General features: G+C 40.2%; 19 protein-coding genes. 3 read left to right on the top strand and 16 right to left on the bottom strand.

Annotation, left to right across the window (positions count from 1 at the left end):
* Window positions 1-185: 185 nt before the first annotated feature.
* Complete coding sequence (locus L5L77_RS14445; protein WP_263222997.1) at window positions 186-479, bottom strand: YciI family protein; 294 nt, start codon at window positions 477-479, stop codon at window positions 186-188.
* A gap of 295 nt (window positions 480-774) precedes the next feature.
* Between L5L77_RS14445 and L5L77_RS14440 the strand changes: the two genes are divergently transcribed.
* From L5L77_RS14440 to L5L77_RS14430, 3 genes are all read left to right on the top strand, one after another.
* Window positions 775-1,329: a DUF6795 domain-containing protein gene (locus L5L77_RS14440; protein ID WP_258547637.1), complete on the top strand. Its 555-nt coding sequence runs from the start codon at window positions 775-777 to the stop codon at window positions 1,327-1,329.
* A gap of 38 nt (window positions 1,330-1,367) precedes the next feature.
* The gene (locus tag L5L77_RS14435) at window positions 1,368-2,528 is read left to right on the top strand and encodes a lipase family protein (RefSeq protein ID WP_263222995.1); all 1,161 of its coding nucleotides are present in this window, start codon (window positions 1,368-1,370) and stop codon (window positions 2,526-2,528) included.
* A gap of 184 nt (window positions 2,529-2,712) precedes the next feature.
* A complete protein-coding gene (locus tag L5L77_RS14430) occupies window positions 2,713-3,312 on the top strand; it encodes a hypothetical protein (protein ID WP_113940357.1) in 600 nt (199 codons plus the stop codon).
* Between the two features lie 413 nt (window positions 3,313-3,725).
* Here L5L77_RS14430 and L5L77_RS14425 read toward each other — a convergent pair whose 3' ends face one another.
* The 15 genes from L5L77_RS14425 to tssB form a co-directional block, all read right to left on the bottom strand.
* Entirely contained in the window at window positions 3,726-4,397 is a 672-nt protein-coding gene (locus L5L77_RS14425; RefSeq protein ID WP_263222994.1) for a GAD-like domain-containing protein, read from the bottom strand.
* A gap of 1 nt (window position 4,398) precedes the next feature.
* Window positions 4,399-8,802, bottom strand: a complete 4,404-nt coding sequence (locus tag L5L77_RS14420; protein WP_263222993.1) for a polymorphic toxin type 15 domain-containing protein — start codon at window positions 8,800-8,802, stop codon at window positions 4,399-4,401.
* Between the two features lie 6 nt (window positions 8,803-8,808).
* The gene (locus L5L77_RS14415; RefSeq protein ID WP_263222992.1) at window positions 8,809-9,804 is read right to left on the bottom strand and encodes a hypothetical protein; all 996 of its coding nucleotides are present in this window, start codon (window positions 9,802-9,804) and stop codon (window positions 8,809-8,811) included.
* Complete coding sequence (locus tag L5L77_RS14410; protein WP_263185470.1) at window positions 9,789-10,829, bottom strand: hypothetical protein; 1,041 nt, start codon at window positions 10,827-10,829, stop codon at window positions 9,789-9,791. Before L5L77_RS14410 ends, L5L77_RS14415 begins: the two co-directional genes overlap by 16 nt.
* A gap of 2 nt (window positions 10,830-10,831) precedes the next feature.
* Window positions 10,832-11,122: a PAAR domain-containing protein gene (locus tag L5L77_RS14405; RefSeq protein WP_006081784.1), complete on the bottom strand. Its 291-nt coding sequence runs from the start codon at window positions 11,120-11,122 to the stop codon at window positions 10,832-10,834.
* A gap of 37 nt (window positions 11,123-11,159) precedes the next feature.
* Window positions 11,160-12,974, bottom strand: coding sequence for a type VI secretion system Vgr family protein (locus tag L5L77_RS14400; protein WP_263164730.1), 1,815 nt, complete (start codon window positions 12,972-12,974; stop codon window positions 11,160-11,162).
* A gap of 74 nt (window positions 12,975-13,048) precedes the next feature.
* Window positions 13,049-13,528, bottom strand: coding sequence for an Hcp family type VI secretion system effector (locus L5L77_RS14395; protein ID WP_006081786.1), 480 nt, complete (start codon window positions 13,526-13,528; stop codon window positions 13,049-13,051).
* A gap of 309 nt (window positions 13,529-13,837) precedes the next feature.
* Window positions 13,838-16,450, bottom strand: a complete 2,613-nt coding sequence (gene tssH, locus L5L77_RS14390; RefSeq protein ID WP_263222990.1) for a type VI secretion system ATPase TssH — start codon at window positions 16,448-16,450, stop codon at window positions 13,838-13,840.
* A 19-nt stretch (window positions 16,451-16,469) separates the two neighbouring features.
* On the bottom strand, window positions 16,470-17,468 hold the full coding sequence (gene tssG, locus L5L77_RS14385; protein ID WP_263164733.1) for a type VI secretion system baseplate subunit TssG: 999 nt from the start codon (window positions 17,466-17,468) through the stop codon (window positions 16,470-16,472).
* Window positions 17,465-19,294, bottom strand: coding sequence for a type VI secretion system baseplate subunit TssF (tssF, locus tag L5L77_RS14380; RefSeq protein WP_263222988.1), 1,830 nt, complete (start codon window positions 19,292-19,294; stop codon window positions 17,465-17,467). The genes tssG and tssF overlap by 4 nt, the downstream gene beginning before the upstream one ends.
* Window positions 19,294-19,782, bottom strand: coding sequence for a type VI secretion system baseplate subunit TssE (tssE, locus tag L5L77_RS14375; RefSeq protein ID WP_006081790.1), 489 nt, complete (start codon window positions 19,780-19,782; stop codon window positions 19,294-19,296). The genes tssF and tssE overlap by 1 nt, the downstream gene beginning before the upstream one ends.
* Window positions 19,783-19,819: 37 nt before the next feature.
* Window positions 19,820-20,617 carry a type VI secretion system accessory protein TagJ gene (locus L5L77_RS14370; protein ID WP_263222985.1) on the bottom strand — a complete coding sequence of 266 codons (798 nt, stop codon included), beginning with the start codon at window positions 20,615-20,617 and terminating at the stop codon, window positions 19,820-19,822.
* Between the two features lie 15 nt (window positions 20,618-20,632).
* The gene (tssC, locus tag L5L77_RS14365; protein WP_263222984.1) at window positions 20,633-22,171 is read right to left on the bottom strand and encodes a type VI secretion system contractile sheath large subunit; all 1,539 of its coding nucleotides are present in this window, start codon (window positions 22,169-22,171) and stop codon (window positions 20,633-20,635) included.
* 72 nt (window positions 22,172-22,243) lie between these two features.
* Window positions 22,244-23,737, bottom strand: coding sequence for a type VI secretion system contractile sheath large subunit (tssC, locus tag L5L77_RS14360; protein WP_113940345.1), 1,494 nt, complete (start codon window positions 23,735-23,737; stop codon window positions 22,244-22,246).
* A gap of 1 nt (window position 23,738) precedes the next feature.
* Window positions 23,739-24,239 carry a type VI secretion system contractile sheath small subunit gene (gene tssB / locus L5L77_RS14355; RefSeq protein WP_006081794.1) on the bottom strand — a complete coding sequence of 167 codons (501 nt, stop codon included), beginning with the start codon at window positions 24,237-24,239 and terminating at the stop codon, window positions 23,739-23,741.
* Window positions 24,240-24,297: the final 58 nt, after the last annotated feature.

The following is a 24,297-nucleotide window of genomic DNA, read 5'->3' as shown; positions in this document are numbered from 1 at the left end:
TATCAAGATCTATGACGACAAAAATGATGCATTTCACCCGCATTAACCACGATGTATTGTCACTTTACTTTTAAAGGTATCGACTTATTTGTTAATCACGCCTCTGAGCGGCTACACCAGTTGATGAAAACGGAGAGCATGACTTTTTTTATCGGCGATACAGCAGTTCGATAAGATGTTAGGTATTAAATCACTTCAATCAACTGCTCTAATCCAGGCGCCGTTTTAGTTGGCACAAACTCTATCACCTCAAACTCAGCGACATCAGCAATGCAGAAAGGATCTTGCTGCAAAATAACCTCTAGCGCCGCGCGACTCTCAGACTTGGCGAGGATGACGCCACCGGTACGTGGCACTTTGCGACCCGAGGCGACAAAAGTCCCTGCGGCATAAAACCGATCAAGATATTCGATATGCGCGGCTAAATGTAACTCCACTTCGGCAATCGGCTTTTTATAAGTAAGTGAGACAACAAACATAGGGATCCTTTCTAATAAGAACATAATCTCTGATGCTATCACTTTTGGATGACTTCATCATGAACATAAAAGTTAATTTACCATTAAACTAGCACCATCAAAACTTTAATCGAAAACACCAAAACCAACCAAACTCCACCACTCATTTATCAACACTTACACAACATTAGTAACAACCAAAATATAGCACTTTAGTACTGTTGTACCATCGATTCTCTTACTCTAATATTTTATCTTATTTTTAGAATTGTGAATTGATTTCGCATAGTTTTCTTTCAAGCATAAGACATTAAAAATGAATAAGTTTTCGTCAAAGAAGAGCATTGGTCAACGCGGAAAATTTATATTCAGAGTCATTGCCAGCACTATTATTATTTTTATATCTACACAGGTAATTGCAGACATGTTTGATTTTCTAAAGAAATACGATGTACACCTGTCCCCTGAAGTACATGGTGCCATAACCTTAAACGGTTTACCTGTTGAGGGGATTACTGTCGAACGAAACCTCAATTACGACAAAGTGTATATTGATAAAACAGTAACAGACAAACAAGGCAAGTTTCATTTTCCAGAGATCAATATTCGCTCTCGTCGTCCTGGGAAAATGTTAGATGAAACAAGAAATAGGCAAGCTATTTTTGCTTACTATAACAATGCTGATTATCTGCTTTGGTTAACAACGACAGACAGCGTCAAACCTATTAAAAAATTTAGTGAAATACTTAACAATCTTGTTTGTGAGTTAACTTCTCCTGAAATGAGTTATTACCTTAAGAATGATGAGCATCCAGACTTTCCGTATCCAGTTAAATCTATCTGTCACTTTGTAAATGATCACCCCATTTAGTTATCCCCATTGGAAAACGTTATTAAAAGGAATTTACTATGCCAACACTGCCACCAAAAATAGCAGTACAATTAGCCTCTTTAGCCTACGACATTAAAGACCCCATTAATGGTCGATATACTTTAAACTCCCCAGATGTTGAAAGAAACTTTTCTTTTGATCTTTCAAACGGACCCATTAAAGGAGTTTCTGGAAGCATATTCTCTCGATTATTAAATCGAAAAACAGGTTTCGCAATTGTTGGCACAGGTAAAGAACAGTTCAAAGATGACCATGTCATTTCTATAAGAGGCACTGACGGATTAGAAGATGCAATAACTGATGGACACTTTGGTCTAACCGTCGCAGATAATAATGCTTTGATCCATGCAGGTTTCAACAAAACATTTCAGAGCATTAAACCTGCACTTGAAAGTACATTAACCCCCCTGCTGTCAAAATCATCATCTGGAATTGTTCATTGTGTTGGCCACAGTCTTGGTGGGGCACTTGCACATTTAACAGCTGATTGGGTTAAACATCGTTATAAAAATAAAGTATTTCTTTATTCCTTTGGTGCCCCTAGAGTTGGATTAGATAGTTTCTCCATTAAAAGCACCAATTCGATAGATAAGATTTTCCGTTGCACTCATGCATCAGATCCAGTTCCTATGGTTCCACTCTGGCCTTATGTCCATGCACCTTATCAAGGTTCAGAAATATTACTCGCCTCTGGTGATGGTATTCGCCCTGAAGCACATAAAATGTCAACCTCTGCTAATCCTGGGTATCTTAATACTGCAAACAGCAGTAGCTGGAGGAATCTACAACAAAAATCTTCACTCAATTTAGCGACGGTAAGATTAGATTATCAAAATCGCTATCAAGCATCATTTTCTGGCTATTGGGCCGATAGAATTAGTGCTGGCTTAATTACCCTTCTCAAAGATGCTGGATATTATGCGGCTGTCATGGGACAAGCTACTATTGGTACAGGCCTTACGTTTTATGATTTGCTAGCAAGAGCGCTTGAAGGTATTGCTAAAGCCTCAGTTAAGTTTGGAGAACAAACTAAAGGTTTACTAGGACACATGCTTGTATTTGCAGGGCAAGTAGTGACTGAAATAACAGAATTATCATATAAATTTATAAAATGGGTTTTAGATAAAACAATTGGTGCACTTTATAAAAGTGCACGACAAGCTATGGATAATTTATAATAGAAAATCATATTTTTAATCAGGTGCATGGCTAGAGTCACTAATCTAGTCATGTACCTTATTTTGAGAATAAATCTCATCATAAACCACCTATCTACCATAGAAAATAAAACTCTGGTTAATATGCTCGCTCTCATTAGTATTCAAATCGATTCTATGACATATCTTAAAAAAAGGAAAAAAAATGCCAACAACACTGACAGTATACCGTGGAGAGAAAAGTGCATGGTGGCCTGAACCGAGTATTCGCTTAATAAGTGGAATGACCTTATATCAGCCTTGGCCAGTAAATACACCATTATCATTATGGAATAAACTAAAACAAGAAGTATCACGTCAAGTCGGATTTACAGTAGATAAGAAAGTAGCCGCCTATGCACAATTTCTAAGATCATCAGGTCAACCCTATGCATTATCGACCGCATGGACTGAAACAGGCTCGTTTACTTCAGATTTCAACTACGTAATCGAAATTCCAAATGTACACATTTTTTACTGGGGAGGAACCAAAGATAATCTAGAACTAGGGGAACAAGTCAATATTTCTAGTCCAAGCCAAGTAACTAAAGACTTTATCGTGCTGAACGCTTCAACATTAGCAGCATCAACAATTTTAGGTTTCGGTCATAATACTGGCACTAAAGAAATAACCTTCTTTCATGATATGCCTATCAAATTCATCAGTTCATGTAACAACAAAACACCCGCTGAGCTTGAGATAAAAAAAGTACAAGACCTTAGTTTTGAAGAAAAAATAAAATACTCGAAATTTATCAGAAGGTAAGGAAGGTATACGACTACCTCAAGAATAACCAAGTCGAATCATTTGTAAAAAACATGACATGTGAAATACCCATGTCATGTTTTTTCTTATTATGATAGATATATCAACATCAGAACTGAACACCGTAAAACATCTCAATTGATATCCTAATAACCTGTATCGTGTACACGAGAAGCTATAAACTTTATCAAATTATTAACTCTTGCCAGTGCTAGATAGATAAGTGATTAAGGGCATTAATATTTTTTAAGGCATTCACCAAAAACGTTACAGAAAATTAGTCTAGCCCCAATGCCGAATCTCAGCGATAAGCTTCATTTAGACTCGGTTCAGTGTAATGACGCTTTTGAATTAATTGTTCTAAGGTATTGTATTCACGATCAACAAGCCTGTTTCACTGTCATGCAACATAACTATTTGTCTCGATGTAAAGCGTTTGAGAGGGCAACAATATCTGCCATCACTTGTTTCTCACCCAATTCGGCCAAGAAAGCGAGATGTTCTAAAGCTTTTACTTTTTGTAAATTTTCCAGTTTTGGGGCTCCACCGAGAGCCAAAGCAGGTACAAAAGCATACATTTCATCGGCTTCTAACGGCCCTAATTTGATCATAGCTCTCTTAAATAGAGGATTACCTTCAGTATCTAGAATTTCCATACTCTTTTTTGAGTTAGTAGCGAAAAATAATTCAACGGTGCGTTCCGCCCCTCTTCTCTTCAAATCTTCAGTTTTATCCGTGGGAAATATCATTCCATAGCAAGGATTGATATCTAGGCTTGGTCCAGAAGCTTCGCCCCAGATCAATAAACGCCCGAAAGCTGTTCGACCGATAACATAATAGTTATCCTTGTCGACGAAGGGGGTGCCAGCCAACCACAAGTCCAAGATTTCACTGTAATTTGCCGGATTCACCGTCCAAAAAATACCCTCGCCCCAGCCACAGAAACCATATTCCTGCCAATATTCCAACAGCCTAGCCGGTAGCTTATCTTCAAAAGACCGTAAAATAGCCTCGGATGGTAGTTCCGATTTTATCGCCGGGCCAAACCCTCCAAAATTATAAAATTCATCAAAATAGTCATTCATTTTATTTACACCTGTGTAGATCGACATTCATTAATGTATCGGGTCCCAGTTCATCTAATACTTTTTTAGCTTCAATATCCATCAAGTCGACTCGACCTAGTGTATCTCCCCCCTTAGTCTTCCATTGAGAGCCAATTGATTGGTTGACACTGGCATCACCTAAGTCAAACACTATATCTTTACCACCAGCAATCATGTCGGGATTATGCAGTGCATTTAAGGTCTTCATATCATTCAAAGCTAATTCTGCTGCCTTATCTAACGCTTCTTGTCCAAATATTCCTTTATCACGAAGTTGTTCACGATACGTATTGATTAACTTCTCTTTGAAATCTTCTCTTGCTTGTTTTTGCGCAGCACCCGTGCCTTTACGACCTATAGCGTTATAGGATTCTCTATTATCCAGATACTCCTTAACCGACATCTTGTTGATGCCATCTTGCTGACCTTTGAGCTGTCTATCGTACTCGATATCCGAGCCTTTGCTATTCTTCTTGAAACAGGCGACCTTATGCTTTTTCATCAGGCTGGCTTTTGCCACGGTCAGCGCTTTATTGCTGGGTACCTCGACATTATCCAACTTCTTAACCACGGGCTCCAGTACCTTATCCGCTACTTTTCCAGGGATCAACGCAACGGCCATAGTAGCAGCGCCGGCCAAGGTGGGGCCAGTTTCCAACATAGTTGAGAGTTGCTCGATAGAATCTGCGATCCCTTCTAAGGCCCACTCTATCGGTAATAATGTTACGGATTGTAATCCCGGTTCTTCTGGTGGAGGACCATAAGCCACTTCTCCTAAACCTTCCTTGCAACTCAGTCCCAACGGATCTATCCAGTTGATATGATTGGGCGCATATCGGTAATGGTTTATGCCCCCTAGCAACCCTATTGGGTCTTGACTGATAAAACGGCCTGTTTCGGGGTCGTAGTAGCGGAAGTGGTTGTAGTGTAAGCCGCTTTCGCTGTCAAAGTACTGCCCTTGAAAACGCAATGGGTTATTTATGTCGTTAATAGTAACAGTGGCCTTACCAAACACACTGTAGTGGGCTTGCCAAACGAGTTGATTAGTAGCGTTAATCAGTCCTATGGGGGTACCCAGTTGGTCTAATTGATAATGATATACTTGTCCGTCTTTCACCATCGCCAGCGGTTTATGGCTATTAGGTTCGTAGAGGTACCAAGTAAAGTGATCAAGATAGTGTTCACCGATCAGAACATCACCGTCCCATAAATAGTCAATCCGTCCTTGGGCGGTGATTTTGGCACTACGACGCCCTAGCGCATCGTATTCGTATTGAAAACATGCGCTACTACTCTCTAGCCAACTCAGTTGATTTAAACCATTAAATTCGCGTTTCTGAGCCATGCGGTTGGCCGATACAGGGGTTGACGCCGCATTAACTGAAGCCTTGGCCGCGCTCACGCTAACTTGATTACCGCTGTCGTCATAACGGAACTGTCGCCCATCGTATTGCAGCAGTCTGTCGCCTTGAACAGCAATACTCTCCCCCTGCGGATTTCCGAAGCTATCCCATTGATGCTGTTCATTCTGGCGGGGATCTTGTAAGTGCAGTTTACTCACTAACTGATCTAACGAGTCATACTGATATTGCCACTGACCGCAGAATGTATCGCTCACACTAATACACTGATGTTGCAAGCTATAATGATAACTACGCTCATGTAAGCGGCTATTCGAGTCCTCTTGAGCAGATGTTAACCCTTGCCACTGTTGAGCGCAGAGGCGACCAAATACATCGTATTGTTGGCTGAGTAATATACCGCTGTGATATTCGCGTTCAGTTTCACGGCTTGCGCTATCGAACTGACGCTGCAATAACGGTTGTTGATTAAACCCTACATAGGCAGCGTGGCCTTGCTCGTTGTAACGTAAGGTGATTTGGCTACCATCAGGCAACAATGTCGCGATTTTACGCCCCAAATTGTCATATTCGTGTTCAATATGCCAATTGTCTTGCCAGTGTGATTTTAACGCTTTGTTATTACCAAAATGACTACTCGCATAGCCAAAACGCAATTTACGTTGAGCATTATTTGCCCGTAATAACCGGCCTAACTTGTCGTAGTGAAAATGTTGCTCACTGACATTTCGTCCGGTAGAAGTCTCTTTGTGCGCTTTTTGCTGGATAATACGACCTAAGGTATCGCGCTCTAGAATGACGTGACCTTGCTTACCCTCTTGAATTTTATGGATCCGACCATTAACGTCATACTCAATTTGCTGTGATCGACCATCAAAACCTTGTATTTGTATCGGCCTTTCTTGGCCATCGTAATCAATTTGATAGCAGGCATCGTCACTGCGTTGAATCGCGGTAAGGTTACGTTCACTATCGTACTGGTAGGCAAAGTGACTACCATCAGCTTGCCAATAATGGCTAGCTTGGCTTAGTCCGGCATAACCGAGACGTTGCTCGTGTCCTAGAGAATTACGCTGGCAAATCAATCGTCCCGCATCATCATATTGATAATGAAGCTCAATTACGTCGTGCTCTGGTATCTGACTATTTGCCATAAATGGGTATTGGCGTTGACAAATCACTTGGCCAGCACTATTACGTTGCCATTCAGTGACAAGACCGGCAGCATCGACAATGCCATTCATTAACCCCAATTCATCGTAACTATAGCGAGTTAGCCCTTGTGGCGATTGCTGAGCGAGTAGTTGCCCTTCCTTGTCCCACGCCAATTTAGTTTGCTGACCACAGGCATCCGTAATGCTCACTAGCTGTGATAAGTGATTGTATTCATAACGTACTGATGCGCCATTAGGGCCGGTCTCTGCTCGGAGCAATCCCGCCGATGAAAACTCACGGCGCCACTCCTGACCTTCTGCATCAATCACACCGCTACGCTGCCCTAGAGCATTATATTGAAACTGGGTAATGCCCTCGTCGGCGGCAATCACTCGGCTTAACTGGCCGCGTCGGTTATATTCAAATGTGGTCACAGCCCCAGAGGGTTGAATTTCAGCGGTTTTCTTACCCTGTGCATTCCATTGGTATTGCCAAGTTGCGCCATCTGGAGCGATCTTTTTGATTAATCGATTTTGTGCATCATGGTAATAATGCCAAACTTGACCTCGGCTATCTGTGCTTACGGCCAGCCGCTCTGCTTCATGGTACTCAAAGTGATAATCGTAACAACCATCATCGCCCCAGTTACGGCGACAACGGGCTAACGGTCCTGTACCATACCAAGTGAAATAATGCTTAAAGCCGCTCGCGCGTTCACGCTCAACGAGCAAGTGCCCATCATACTGATATTGCTCAGTTTGCTGCGTTCTATTTGTTGCAGTTCTGAGATCGTTTGTCTCATCATATTCATAAATAGCCAGTAAGATCCCTAAGCGTTGTAAGCCTTGATCTGTGTGCCTAACGGCTTCGATACGGCTAATATTCCCATTGGCGTGGTAGGTTAATTCAATACCCCGCTTAGCAGTATAGTCGATACGGCTGAGCCTCTGGTATCTGTCATAGAAAAGTTGCAGAGTATGCCCCAGCTGATTAATCACTTGATGTAATACCCAGCATTGCGGCTTTTCATTGCACGGAACAAATACCCAATGAGTATCATCAGACTTGACTAGCACTAAGCTGCCATTTGATTCGTGTCGTAGAGCGAGTCCTTCAGCAAGCTGATAGGTAATTTTCCCACGAGGAACAAAGGCAAATGGTAAGCGTCGACCTTCTTCGTCGACAAACCAAAATTGAGAATTGGCCTCGTCATCAATAATAAGATCAATATGCTGATGAAAATTACTCCGCCAACCAAAACCTAAGCCTTCATTCTGTGTACTTTGGCTTGAACGATAGGTGCGAGTCCAGATTAATGGCATAGCACCTTCTAAGCTAAAATCAGTTAACGCAAGAATTTCCTCACCACTACACATAGCCACTGGATCGCCGCAGGTGACTTTATCTTTATTGGGGGGTTCCGTTTGACCTGCTGCATTTTGGCCCTGTTGATCATTTTGGCCATGCTCGGACGGACTTTGCGTCGGCTCCGCTCGCCCTCCAGGATTGGACGCTTTCGCTGTAGAAGCAGAACTAGACGAAGCCGGTGCCGAGGGAACCTCTACTGGCTTCGCCGGTAAAATTGCGGCAAATAGCTGTTGTTCAACTAACGCTTTTGCAAGCGTTTGTCTTAGCGCCCCTGCACGAGCTTGGCTCCACGTTGTCGTAAAAGATGCTGACTGATTAAACCACGCATATACAGACACAATCGTATCGCCAGGTAAGTCCGATACAGAAAACATCGATTGCAAAAAGGCAATAGCACTCTGCTCATCACTAAAGGCCAGAGAGGTTCGCGTCGGCTTTGTCGTGCTGAATAGAATTAAGTCGCCTGAGCGCGCTTTTAAAGATAACGACTTGGCTTGCATGCTAGTTTAACTTCCTTGCTGTGATAACGAACCATTCCAGGTCCGCCAACTAAATAATCCTGCTGCTCGAAATGCCTTGGCAGAAATCTCACACTGTAAGATATTCCCCGATAACAAGCCGTTTTTAAATCCTTCAAATATATGTACAAAGCGATACAAACCACCTGCAGCACCGATTTCCCCTGTATGATAGGCGGGGAATAACAGCTGCGTATGTTGACCTATTTTGGCCGACAGTAACGGATATGCACCTAACCACTGCTGTGTGAGCGTTTCATCACCATTATCAGGAAAGTAAATCGCCTGAAGTGAATCACTAGACTCCGCACTGACCTGAGTAAATAAAGACGTTAACGCCTGTTTCTGTGTACCTTCTACATCAGCATCCATAGCCGAAAAATTAACGACTACACCCACCTCTGACTTACCTAAACATAATCCCACGATCCCTTCGGATGGGCATAAACCCATGTGTTGTGCAGTGAGTAAGCGCTGCTGCTGCGCTAGCTGCAACAAAAGCTGTTTTTCTGCCAAACTATCCATGGCAATAATCCAAACCTGCTCTACTGCATCTACCGATAACAAACGGGATGCTTCAGCTAATGCCGTTAGATTGCCACTACTCCCATAAGGGAAAATACGGCTTAAGCTATGCGTCAATAAATGAGGATACACCACAGCTATCTGAGCAAATAACGCGTGTAACAAATGATCTTGACCATTAAAAAACTCTGGTAAAACGAGTAGTACACATTCATCCTCTGGACACTGCAATTGCTCGGAAAACAAACAGTCAAATAACGCCATAAACTGTTCAATCGATAACTGACCTGAAGTATTGAATGTTAAAGACGATATGAAGTTAACTAAAATCTCTTGATTCTCACCAAGAGACAACGTTTGTGGCTCAGGAGAGATCATATCTAGCATCATCCCATCGATACTATTTTTAGCTCTACCAATAACAAGTCCAGATTGCAAAATGGTTATTGGAGATGCCATATCCCCCCCAATAAGCGACAAGGTCTGGCTAAGGGAGTCTGCGGGAAGTGTACTTTAGCGCGATAGGCTGCAGCCTGACGCTGTCCTTGACACTCTAACTGCCAAAACGTTTTTAACTCGATAGTGTCGATAACTTGCAGTTTAGTTAAGGATGGATACTTATTCACCACTAACTCAAGGCTCGTTTCATCAATGAGATCTAATTGCGAAAGTAATACCTCTGCCTCAACAGTACCGACTAAGGTATAAAGCACATCCATTGCGACATTTTCTGTCTCTTGCTCTTTTGTTAAGGCTAAAACCATAGGAATAAACTTGGATAGGCCACTAAAGCCGATAGCCTTAAAACTGGCAGATTTATCATTTGCTTCTGAGCAAATAAGGTTTAACAAACGGATCTTTAATGGCTCTGGCGCGCCACAAATCAATACAAAAAGATAATCCCAGTGGCTTATTTCATTCTCTATTGCACAAGAAAGTAATTCGAGTTCATCTGTGCGGTCACCTAGCATATACAATGCAAGCTTTATCTCTACTCTCAATCTTGGATCAGCATTCCGGATTGCGGAGTTCAATGCCGCTTTTTTGGAAATACATCCCATACTCGCGAGATACCATAACATTGCAGACGAAATATCTTGCTCAAGCAATTTGTCAGTATTGGGGATGGGGATATGCAGATAGCTTGCAAGAAGCCAATTAGCATTGTCTTTCTGAGCTGACATGGCAATACCTGCATAATCCATATTATGCAACGCCATTTTTAGCTCAGTCAGCCATAGAGCATGGGGAGGATTAACCTCAAATGCTGAATCAAATGGAATTTGTGAACAATCTAAAACCCAATCAAGCCACCGATGCTCTGTAACGTGAACCTTGCGTCTAAGCAATTCGTTTAATCCACGCATCAATTTTTGATCATGCATCATAAGTAGCTGTCGATTGGTATAACGGCTCTGAACTAGGACATGTCTTTGTTCAAGTAGAGATGCGGTGATCTCGATCAATGACTTATCGGTTAGCATGATTAACCACCAATAAGCACCGTTGGAACACCGACAACAATTTTACCACCATGGGCAGTATCATCACCCAGACGGGCGGCATTTTTGCCATTAATAAAAACGGTAGATGAACCGCCACTAATCGTGTCAGGTGGACCGATACAAACAAGTTTGTCACCCTTGCGAGCGGCTGGAATACCACAGATAGAAACATTTGGCGAGCCTTGAACAACAGGACCACCAACATGGGGAACCTGTCCCGTAAACTTAGGGCAAATATGCATTGAGCCAATCACAGAGGCAGGTTTACCCATTTTATCTTTCTTCCTTGAATATCAATCAAATAATTAACTAGTTGATACTAACTTTACTGCCTTTAATCGTAATATTGGTGCCTTTAATGCTAATAGAACCATCACTTTTCATTGAAATTGAAGCCGAACCCGTTTTGATAGTAATAGCGTCACCAGCATCGATAACAAGTTTCTTACCCACTTTTAAAGTATCGCTACCATCAATCGTGCTTTTACGGTCCTTATTGACAGTATGCGTATCATTACCTTTAATGACCGATTTTCGATCATTATCAACACTGTCTGACTGATCATTCTCTACATGCAATGTAAAGTTTTTCTCTGCATGCAGATAGACCAGTTCATTTCCTTTTTTATCATCAAAAGTCAATTCATTGAAATTAACCGCACTCCCCTTTTCACTTGAGCGTGTACGGATACCACTTTGAGTTTTTCCGTCTGGCAAGTTATATGGCGGCATGTGATCCGAGTTATAAACTGAACCGATAATAATCGGTTGATCAGGATCACCATTTAAAAATTCAACAAGTACTTCTTGATCTCGGCGGGGCAGAAAATTACTACCCCAATTCTTACCTGCCCAACTTTGACTTACCCTAATTGGACAAGAACTTTCATGATCTTTGATTGCACTTCGATCCCAGTGAAATTTAACGGTGACGCGCCCTAAGGCATCTACCGAAATTTCCTCACCACCTTTGCAAGTAACAGTTGCGGTTTGAACACCCGAGATCATCGGCTTGGCAGTGATAGGACGAGGACGATATGGAACACTTTTAGGTACACACATAAAAGTATTTGTGATTTGTTGACGTGAGTTTTGACTCGCACCAATCTGATTGACAATCGCACAAGTTAAGACTAACTGAGTTATCGCATACTGCTTACCGACTTCAGACTTATCCTCATGCTCACTAAAAGCAAAAGTTTGACCGGCAGTAAAAGTTCGACAATTACTTGAGCCTTTGCGCAATTGAATGTCACGTTGTAAGGCTTCTAATCTCGATGCAGCGACGGCCTTACCTCTTGGATGAGTGTCAGATTCAGCGTCATATGCAAACACTTCATAATCGGTATGCTTAGGTAAAAGCCCACCTTTATCATGTGTTCCCGTGGGTAATTCCTTTGGTTTTAATAAATTATATCCACGTTGAACAAATTTACCTGGTGCCATATTAATTGCAGAATGCCATTGATTAATATGAGCTTCAGCAATACTACCTGTATTAAATTTCACTTTATTTTCAACACAAGGCTCATAAGCTGTTGCTTTATCAGCCAAAACCAAAGTATGTTGCGAAGCTGTGTGCGTAAAATAATAAAAAATACCTTCTTGCTCAAGCAAGCGGTTTATAAAAAATAAATCAGACTCTTCATATTGGACTTTAAATTCATAATCTGGATAAGATGAAGAAATCTTAGAGGCTATATCAACCTTAACACCGTGCTCTGCAGCGACTTCATTTACAATTTTAAGAACATTTTTCTTTTTAAAAATACGACTATTTACCCGATGTTGCATAAACCATGCAGCAGGCACAATAGTTAAAACGTAATCTTTATGTACTTTATCATCTGCTTCTTTCGCGACTCTTAACCCTAACGATGTGACGTCAGAAACCATACCGTGAATAAAACGATTCTTACCTCCACCTAATTTCAACGTTATGGTCACATCTTTACCAATTAACGCCTGTGAATCAATATCCTCACCATTAGTATAAACTTGCGCCTTTACATTAAAAAGTTCCGATATTGCCTCTTCAAACACAAAACGAGTCAAATAAAGTTTATCTTTCCCTAACGGAGTATCAATTTTGATACTGTTCTCATCCTGAGTCGCCAACTGCATATCGAAGCCTTAATGGTAGAAACGAAATAATCAAAAAACTGATGCGGAAAACCGCATCAGTTTGACCATTAGTCTTATAACTTTTGGCCTTTAACGCCACTGTAACCATAAACTTGTGGTGCAGATACGTTGTTTTTGTCATCTGTAGGTACAACTGTCATCATTAGCTCTGTATAACTAATAACAATTGTTTCAACTGGACGATCACCAGAAACTGACATGTGGTAGCTACTTACCATGGCGTCAGTTAGTTCAATTTTCATGATTTCTTCAATTTTATCACCTTGTTTAGTGATATGAAAAATTGCTTTCTTACCTTTACCAATAGTCGCTTCCTTGAAAAAATCAGGAGAAGATTTATCTTGCAACTTGGTAATGACAACATCGCTCAAACGAGTTGAACTAGCTTCACGATCCATAGCAGTACCAGTATGAGAAGAGATTTCACGTTGTGAACCCCAATCCATAGATAGAACAGTAATCATGTCTTTAAAAGCTTCTGCAGTTGCTTCGCCTTTAATCCCTTCGTAGTCCAAATATGTGTTAGCTTGCATTCTATATTCCTTTTACTAATTAACGGCTGTCCTTAATTGGACGTTCATATGCTCAGGTATTAATGACCCTGGTACACAAAAATACAAAGAATAAAGGAAAGCAAAATACATTAAGCATTCCTTGATTATTAGATATATTTTTGTCGGTGGACATTATACTACCAAAAGCGTTTCTCTCAATACTTGATAACGCGATTAAACATAGGTCACATCAGCAACATATCAAGCAAATCAGAGGCTTGCTGAGATCAACCAAAAAATTGGTCATCAAACTTCTCAATTTAATACTTTTGGACTAATACGATATTTTTATAAAATATCATATTTGAATTCATTGCCATCAACCATTAGTCTGATATTTGATAGAGCTTTACTCTCTGCAACAAATTGTAAAATCTTGACTGACATCTCTGGCAATATTCTATTCTGAATAACGTTATGTATGGTTCTTGCACCACTATCAGCATCTTGACACTGCGAGACAATATAATTGACAACATCTTCATCATAATTGAATTCGACTTTATAATTATTCAACAACCTTCGAGTAACACGCTTGAGTTGCAAACAAATAATCTGTTTAAGTTGTTCATCTGCCAATGGCAAATAGGGAATAACATTTATCCGACCTAAAAATGCAGGTTTAAAGACTTGTAGAAGATCAGGTTTAAGTGCTTTAGCAAGTCCATTTGGCGAGGGAGATGTTGATTCATCCTCAAATAAACGCATAGTCGTATCAGTACCAACATTTGAAGTTATAATAATTATTGTATTCTTAAAATCAATATCTCTACCTTCTCCGTCCTTTATTGTTCCTTTATCAAAAACCTGATAAAAAATATCTTGAACACCGGGATGAGCCTTTTCCATTTCATCGAGTAGAATTACGCTATAAGGTTTGCGGCGCACAGCTTCGGTTAACACACCACCTTCACCGTATCCTACATAGCCTGGCGGAGAACCGAGTAATAAGGATACTTTATGTTCCTCCTTAAACTCCGACATATTGATAATAGTGATACTATCTTCACTACCATATACTTGCTCTGCAACAGCAAGAGCGGTTTCAGTTTTACCTACACCACTTGGACCTGTGAGCAAAAAGATACCATTCGGTTTATTTTCGTCAGCAAGTTGTGCGCGTGATGTTTGTACCGTACGGGCAATTAACTCTAAGGCGTGCTCTTGACCAACAACCCTCTCTTCTAGAATTGACTTTAATGCCAGAATTGTTTTTATTTCATCAGCTTGCATTTTCCCTAAAGGAATACCAGTCCAATCTGAGACAACCTCTGCAACTAAGTTTTCTGTAACCTGCCAATGAACCATTGGATTTGGAATGGCTGACAATAATGCCTTTATTTCATTCAATCGATGAAGTGATGCACTATTATCTTCCCCATTCTCCGTATGCAGTAATATCGCGAGTTCTTTTGCTTCTGAAACTAAACTTTTTTCATATGTCCACTGCTGCTGAACTTGTTCAAGCTTATTATTTGCATCGAGAATTTGATTAGTAAGCAAATCAATAGCAACTAAGTGGTCCGCACCTAATCTTAGTTCGCGTTGTAATAGTGCTATTTCGGCTTCAAGCTGCTGTACACGGCGCTGCTGATCTTCAAGCTGACCAGGAATAGCATCTTGACTCATTGACACTCGCGAACATGCGGTATCAAGTAAGCCAACAGCCTTATCCGGTAACTGTCGACCATTAATATAACGGTCGGATAAATGTACCGCTGCTTGCAGGGCTTTATCCGCAATATTGACACCATGATGCGTTTCCATAACAGGCAAGATTCCTCGCAACATAACAATTGCGAGTTCAGGCTTTGGCTCTTCTACTTTTACAACTTGGAAACGACGGGTTAGCGCAGCATCTTTTTCAAAATATTTTTTATATTCAGCCCAAGTTGTCGCGGCAATAGTCCGCAATTCACCACGAGCTAATGCAGGTTTTAATAAATTAGCCGCGTCATTCTGCCCAGCTTGACCACCGCTACCTATCATTGTATGCGCTTCATCGATAAACAATATTATAGGTTGAGCACTCTGGCGAACTTCCTTGATCACATTTTTCAAGCGGTTTTCAAACTCCCCTTTCATGCCTGCACCCGCCTGTAATAGCGCAAGATCAAGGACACGCAGAGAAACATTCTTTAGACGATCAGGAACATCGCCTGCTGCTATTTTAAGAGCTAAGCCCTCGACAACAGCGGTTTTCCCAACACCAGCCTCCCCCGTTAAAATGGGATTATTTTGACGACGACGGGATAAAATATCGATCATCTGTCGAATCTCGAAATCACGTCCAATTATGGGATCAATTTTTCCAACCCTAGCTTGTTTTGTTAAATCAACAGTAAACTGATCTAATGACGGGGTTTTACCTGCTGTAGTCGGTGCATCAGAAGTATTATTTGAACTTATATTTGCAGCTTGTTGTTCATGTGAATGCTGAGCCAGACTTGGCCAGACTCTTAGTATTTCAGCAGCATCAATTTTGTCGAGCTCAGTAACACGCCTACTAATTGGGGCGAGTAAAGTTTCATCCTTCAACAATGAATAGAGTAAATATGCCGTCCGAATACGCTCATCATTAAAATCAATACTTGTATTCAACCATGTTGTTTTTAACAAGTTAACAACTTGTACGGAAATAGCAGGTAAAGAATTGTTACCTGTCTTAAAGTTTTCTAATGCTTGTTGTAATTGATACTTCACCCTATCAACATCAATAGAGAATGCATTCAACAGAAGCCTAATATCTGAATCCTTCTGTTCTAAAATTGCATCCAGCCAGTGCTCAATTTCAACGCTATAGTGACTACGAGACTGACATTTAGCCGTTGCAGCCTCAAGTGCCATTTTTGATGATGGACTAAGCTTTTCAACAAGGCTCTTTAATGGGGTATTTGACATAATAGCTTCCTTTGCTTATTTAACTACGCGCTAATTTAAAACCAACTCTGTTAACTTCTTCCAACTTATGATTTCGAATACTTAATCTTCCAACCTGTCCCAACTGATTACTTCCCGCACCCAACCGAACAGTAGGGAAATCAATATAGCGGCCGACTAAAGTTACCCTAGCTTTAACTTGAGGCGCTAAATATTCCTTAACTAGTTTTTGCACTAATAAATTAAGAGATTGACTGGGTAGTAATTTTCTTAAAACTTCAGACGTAGCCTTAATATTAATGTCAATAATGGAGCTGACATCCCATACTTTCTGCCCTAACATCATGCTCTTCCCTAGCTCAGCATTGACACCTTCAGGTTTTACTCCAGATGCTAGATAGCTACATTCTGATGCATTTAACGAAATCCAATGCCCCTGCAATGATTTTATTTCAATCTCTGCGCCAAGAAAATCTGTCAGTATTTGCTTTAAAAATTGGGCACCTCTACTTTTAGCAACAAATGCACCTGCATAATAAGAGTTTAAATTTGAAGCAGAACCTACGAGTTTCAACACTACCTGACTAAATGGGTCTTGTGAAAACTGTTGACTGCCATAGTGACAAGCAAACTGATGTTTTTCCCAAGCTCTATAATACAGTGATATAAGTCTATGATTAAAAATATCGAAAAAATCTCGCATTGTACGATCTTTTAATTTCAACCTTTGTAACATTAATTCTGAATAATGTTGGGGCATAACACCTGAAGGGCCAGTCAACCCCATAAAGCTTACATGAATATTAAATGCTTGCTTATCTGCGGAATCATAGTCTTTGCTTTCCACTTTACTGATTGCTTGCCCTGGAAAACCTAAATGCTGAACAGATTTAAATCTAATTAACTCCTGTTCAGGAAAAGCATCTCGCCCGACACTATGCCAATGGAGTTCTTGAGATGATAACTGCTTTTGCAAGAAGTATACTGCTTGATAAAAGTCAAAACTCTCGGGAGAGTCTTTCCAATCCCTAATACTCATAGCAACACCTGAGTACCGACTCTAGCCGGCCATGTATGATAAACCTGAGCCTGATCACGCAATTTAATTGAGAGTCGAGTGTAAGAATTTATTGCAGCAAACTGCGAAAAGAAAATATCTAAAATACCTGCAAAAAAATACACTCCCGTTCCTGCATAGGATGATTGGCTAAACTCAATAAGAATATCTGAGCCTGCACAAATAGCGACTCTTCCTTGCTGGTTAACTCTTGCTGTTCCATTGCTAATGGTTACTGCGGTTATTCCATCGATCAACGCTCTGGACTCTGGCGCTCCCCGAAAATCATATAACTTTAATGTTTCTTGTAACTGAGACAATGCATTTTCGCCACTGAAACTCATGAGTGTAAGGTGATTTACAAGCTGCCAGCGGGTGTTCTCTTTCAATGCGGGCCTAACTGGCGAGGTCGGTGCAATTAAACAACGGACATCTTTAATAATGTCTACATGACTACGAATACTAAAATGAGGCTCCCCACCTCCAAAAGGTAAATAGGAGGGCAAATTTCGATTGCTGCATAGTGCATTAACTTGAATGACCCAGTCTTGTTCTGCACCATCAATAGCCATACCTTTAAACTGACAGTCAATGATTGACAGATAAACTTCAGTTCCAGCCTCTGAATAACCACCGGCCCAATTCACAAATTCACGTCGACTATGCCAAAACATATTCTGCTGTTGGGAGAATGCGGGATGCCCTTGACTATAGTAAGGATTCAGAACCATCTCATTCCCAAAAGGATCATAAGCCCGAATATCTTGTATTGATATAATTTCACACACATCAGCATCTAAATAGCTTGCTGCAAGACGATATTCATATTGTGAAGACACTAACTTGATAGGCTCTAGCTTCTGCTGAAATAAGTTAATTACAGGAGTGCAGCCAAGCAAAAAACTATCGGCATTTATATGACGCTCTAATTCAGTAGCGCCTTCAGAAAGATAAAAATATAGATTAAATTCATCTTTAATCCCATGCCAATTTGGGTCTAAATCAATTAGATCTATAAATAGAAACTTCTCAGGACACAAAAACTGTTCAATAAGCAATCGATAGCCTGAAAAACTTTTTTGGCTATATGGCACTACATTCTCATTGTCACCAAATCCTACTTGTTGTATATGCCGAGGTTGTAAATAACGAATACTTGCTTCATCAGAAGCAGATACCCCAATACTGATAACTTGACGATATAAAAGCTCATAGAGCGGATACACATGATGACGTTGTCCATTCAAATAAAATCGTAAACGCGTCACACCAAGCTCATGCATTTCCGTCGTATCAAATTCACATGTAAGTGTAAGTTTAACAAGCGCCTTAATAGGCTGTTTTAAGTTCGGTGTTGGAGCATTAAACGGAGCGTTTTTAAACTCTGCTTTTGTTACCTCTAAGGGAAGCACTTCCGTATCATAGCAAGATTGAAATAAACAGTTTTTAAGCCCTTCAGTTTTAGTTTCAAACTCTGTTCCCCGAGCAACTAGAACTCCAGAAGTAGAAAGATTCTGGCTCGTCAATTTAAGAATCGAGCAGGCCGGAATGGGTGCTTGATAATCTGGATATAGCTGACCCAATAATGCATCCGTTACTTCAGGAAAACTATCATCTAGTTTCTGCCTAATTTGAGCAGTGAGTAACGAAAAACCTTCGATCAATCGTGAGACATGCGGATCTTCTACATTCTCTTCCGATATACGTAAACGCCCTGCAATTTTGGGATATTGCTCAGCAAACTCTGCGCCCATGCGACGAATGAAAGTAAGCTCACGATTATAATACTTCAGGAGTTCATCATTCATTATTGATAATCCTTTATCGTTAATCCCAAGTGAACGGGCTCTATCTCTGAATCAAACATAATATGTTCAGGTTCAGGATCTGCATATAGTAACGCTTGGATTCTTAGCTTTAGCACACGGTCTATAACCTCTTCATTTTCGAGTAATGTCACTTCTACATCAATAAACCGCGGCTCAAAACGCCTTATCGTTTGTTCAACAGCTCGGCATAGCTTTTCACGCCCATGATCGGTATCAACAACCATCACTGAAAAATCAGGTAAACCATAATTCAATAAGCTTTGATTTAATTCTTGATAGCAATCAGGCCAAACATGCCACTGAACTCGGCTGTTGAGAAGATTTTCAAGATCACGCTTAACATTTGACCGCAAAGCGCGTAAATCAAAGTTACGCCGTGAACGAAGATCATCACTTTGTCCGGGAGCGTCATCGATCAACCGATCAATAAGTGACATTTGTAAAGATTGCTTATTATTAATTTTCAATTAATTAATCTCAAGATATCGCATTAAAAGAGGCTGATTAAGCTGAGCAAGATGCCATCTTTTCAAAACTACTTATCGCTGTAATTGGGAGTACTTCATCACCAACCAACCACATTTTAAGACCTGTCCCTGTGGCAACAAACTCCCCTTTTTGCAACCAATCAGTATCTTTACCTAAGCGAGAAGATTCATCCTCACTTGAAACATACGTTAATGGAAGAAATGCTTCGCCGCTGGGTCCATTTTCAATTGAAATATCAATACGTCGCCAAACACTATCGATAATTGATTCAGCCTTATGTACAGTAAAATGTTCAATTTCAGAAAACTTCGCTAAGTAAAATTTCCCATCAGTACCATATATTTCAACGTAACCCGCTAAAACATCATCTAGATCTCTAATATCATCAATAGAGTTGTTATTGACACTTGCTAATACTTTCTCTCGATCATTTTCGATTTCGAAAACTAACGATGTTGCAGCATCTATGTTGTTCTCAAGCATTGCTAAGTTGACACGTATTGTTTTCTCAAAAATATCGTCCGATTCCTGAAAGAGATTCGCAGTCATTCCGCCACGATAAAAATCTAATCGTGCTTGATCTGCGCGAATCAGTTGCCTTAAATTTACTGCCCCCAATAGGAAGTCAGGATGTTGCCGAATAATCATGTCTAATTGATTATCAGCTGACTCTAAATCTCCATTGATACATAGTAACTCTACATAAATAGCGCGTAACTGAGCATTGATGGGATCCTCTCTTAACGCCTCCTTACAGTATTCGCAAGCCAAATTTAGCTTTCCTTGCTTAATTAAATAATTTAACTTTTTCATGTTATTCCTTTTCATTTAGATTGAATTTTTCTTTGGTGACAACTCAGCAACTAATCTTACAGTCGTTACCATTTGGTCCAACTGAAAATGTGGTTGCAAATGAATTATTGAATAAAACTGTCCTGGCTTACCACGTTTTTCCTTAACCTCTATCCTTGCTGCTCGCAATGGAAATCGTGCTCTAATTTCGTCGGATGCATCTTCAGTCGCAGTTGTGTATTTATGTAACCACTTTTGCATATCCTGCTCACATTCTTGTGCTGAATGATATCCACCGACCTTATCTCGCCCCATAACTTTTATATAATGGGCAAATCTCGCAACACATAAAATATACTGCAGCATTGCTGACAATCTATGATTAACATTTACGACCAATTTATTTGTTATTTTAGCCTGCTGAACAGAGGCATTATTATAAAATGCAAAAAAATCACTGTATGGAACGGCTGACAATGGAATAAATCCATTATCGGATAATTCAGCTTCAAACCGATGGCTTACAAGTAAACTTACAGACGGCTTATTAGATTTTTGATATATATCAGTTTCATACTGACATGCAGGTAATCCACTTACAAGACCAAAACTATGACTACCCGACTTAACTCCGCGTATTTGACCAAACCAACCAGATTCACAATATGCTCGTAATAATACTGCAGCAAAAGCAAAAGCCGCATTTCCCCAAAGATAATCTTTTTCTGGCCTAGATAAATTTTCTTTAAAAACAAAGCATTCTATTCTTGAACCGTCATCTTTATATGGGCTTCTCATTAGAACTTCAGGTAGCACAATACCAAGAAAGCGAGAATCGTCCATTTCTCTTAAAGCATGCCATTTTATATATTCAATTTGTTTAAATTGATTGCCAATATCTGTTACTTGTCCTAATTGGGAGAAATCATCAACGCCAAATAAAGATGGATGAGCTGAACAAATAAATGGAGAAAAAGCCGCTGCAGCCGTTCGAGTAACATCTTTTAAAATATCAAGATCATTTACAGCATGCCCTGGGCGGATAATATGACTAACCTTATAATCCCCAACAATAACACCAAACGGTTCGCCACCTGGCATATCGAATTCATTGCTATATATCAGCTTAAAAAATTCACTTTGGTCAAAATCAATTGCTCTTGTAACATCATTTGATAGCTCAGTCCAAGATAAAGAAATCAATTTTATCTTGGTCTTTTGTTCCCTATCATAGATGCCAGCTTGCTCGGTGAGATATAAAACCCCTCTCCAACTCGCTTCTAATTCTTGCAATATTGAATGATGCAATATCTCATTAAGCTGAGCGTTGATTAGCTCATCAATTGCAGAAATAGACCGGCATAGAGATGGAACTATATGTTCAATCTCTATGTTAGTCATATTTTCCACGTTCTCTAACCAATATACTATTGCTAGTGCAGGATTGTTTTCTCGTAAAAAACGCGCAAGTACACCTCTGCGCGTAATATCAGAGTATGTGGCACGATTTTCAATCGGATCATTTGACTCAGATAGAAAAATATCTTCTGAGACAAAGTTAACCTCATTGAACATATAATCTCCCACATAAAAACAAAAAATAGGACTTAACTAAAGCTAAGTCCATATCAAACTCACAAGTGAGTGTTAGCCACCGATTTGTGGGATCTTTGCAACTAATCGTAAAGACGTTGACAATTCTTCAAGTTGAAGCCAAGGCTTTAACCATGCAACCGCATTATATGATCCTGGACGACCAGGAATTTCTTTAACTTGTACTTTCGCATCAGCTAAAGGATAACGCGCTCTCACTTCCTGTCCGCCACCTTCTGAAGCATTCACATAGCTTAAGATCCAGCGATTTAACCAGACTTCAACATCTTCAGCTTCCATGAAGCTACCGATTTTATCTCGAGCTAAAACTTTCAAGTAGTGAGCGAAACGTGATGTCGCCATTAAGTATGGTAAGCGAGCTGAAATAGCCGCATTGGCCGTAGCTTCAGGGCTATCATACTTATGGGGTTTCTGAGCTGTTTGTGCACCAAAAAATACTGCGTAATCCGTATTTTTATAATGGCATAGCGGTAAAAACCCTAGTTTACCTAATTCAGCTTCTCGTCTATCCGTGATCCCTATTTCAGTAGGACACTTCAGATCTGGATCACCGTCATCACTCATAAAGATATGACTTGGTAAACCTTCTACTTTTCCACCACCTTCGGCGCCACGAATAGCAGTACAGAAACTATATTGAGAAAATGCGTTAGTTAAACGGCTACCCAGTACATAAGCAGCATTCATCCAGCAATAATCAGCATGATCAGCAGTTATAGCGACCTTTTTAATAGGGTCTAACTCAAACTCTTCAAAACCAAATTCTTCTACTGGACATGTCGCATTACCATATGGCAAACGACCTAATACTCGAGGCATAGTTAGTGTGACAAATCGAGAATCTTCACTCTCACGGAAAGAACGCCATTTCGTATATTCAAGAGACTCGAATATCTTCTCTAAATCACGGGGTTTAGATAATTCTGTCCACTCGTCAAATCCAAACATAGTTGGAGAAGCAGATGAAAGGAAAGGACAAAAACCTGCGGCGGCGACGTTAGACATATAGGTTAATGTCTCAATATCCTCAGGATGATTGGTAAATTCATAATCACCAATCAGCGCACCATAAGGCTCACCACCAGGAGTTCCAAACTCAGCTTCATATACTTTTTTGAATGTTTGACTTTGGTCAAACTCAACAGCTTTACTTAAATCTTTATAAAGCTCTTTTTTTGTCATACTCATTAAACGAATTTTTAGCGTTGAACTCGTTTCTGAATTACTGACTAAATGATTCAAACCACGCCAAGAACCTTCCAGTTTTTGAAAAGCCTCAGTATGCATGATGGCAGATAATTGGCTAGAAATTGCTTCATCCAGCCTTTCGATTGCTTCATTAAAGGTAACCGTTAAGTTTTTATTCCAAGATACGGTACCGTTAAGCGCTTCCTCCGTTAAAGTACGGATTAATTCCTCAGCACGAGTTGCTTCCGTTTGCTTGGTTGCGCCAATAGCCATCTCCAGTAAAGAGGACGTTTCCACTTGCGCATTATCGTGTTGTTCAGCTAATGCTTCCATGCTCATATTATTTATCCTCTAAACTCAGTTCCTGCGCTAACTTCTGCAGATCTTCGTTATTGTTAAGCACTCGTTCAAGAATGTTTTCAAGTTCTTCTGACCTATCAATTTTAGTCATGAGATCACGTAACTTATTACGAGTAGCCATTAACTTATCTAAAGGTGCAACTTGTCTAACAATCGCTGCAGGTTCAAAATCCTGCATCGATTTAAACTCAAGTTCTACTGCAAATTGGCTATCATCATTCGCGAGCTTATTATCAACTTTAAAATTTAATTTTGGATTCATGCGACGTAAAACGTCATCAAAATTATCCCGGTCTATTTGCACAAAACGGCGATCTTTCAATGGTTTCAAAGCCTCTGTATTATGGCCCGCAAAATCGCCCATAACACCAACAACAAACGGCAGTTCTTTTTTAACCGAAGCTCCTTCTGTTTCGACATCATAAGTTATATGAACTCTTGGCTTCCTAACTCGTGATAATTTACTGTGAATACTTTCCATTTCTTTTCTCCTATTAAACAGAATTGCCTTGGAATAACATCACCTAGGCATGATTAAC

This window comes from Shewanella sp. SM29, assembly GCF_025654245.1.
GTDB classification, from domain to species: domain Bacteria; phylum Pseudomonadota; class Gammaproteobacteria; order Enterobacterales; family Shewanellaceae; genus Shewanella; species Shewanella oncorhynchi.
Note: the sequence above shows the minus strand (reverse complement) of the source record. Positions and strands in the feature narration are given on the sequence as shown.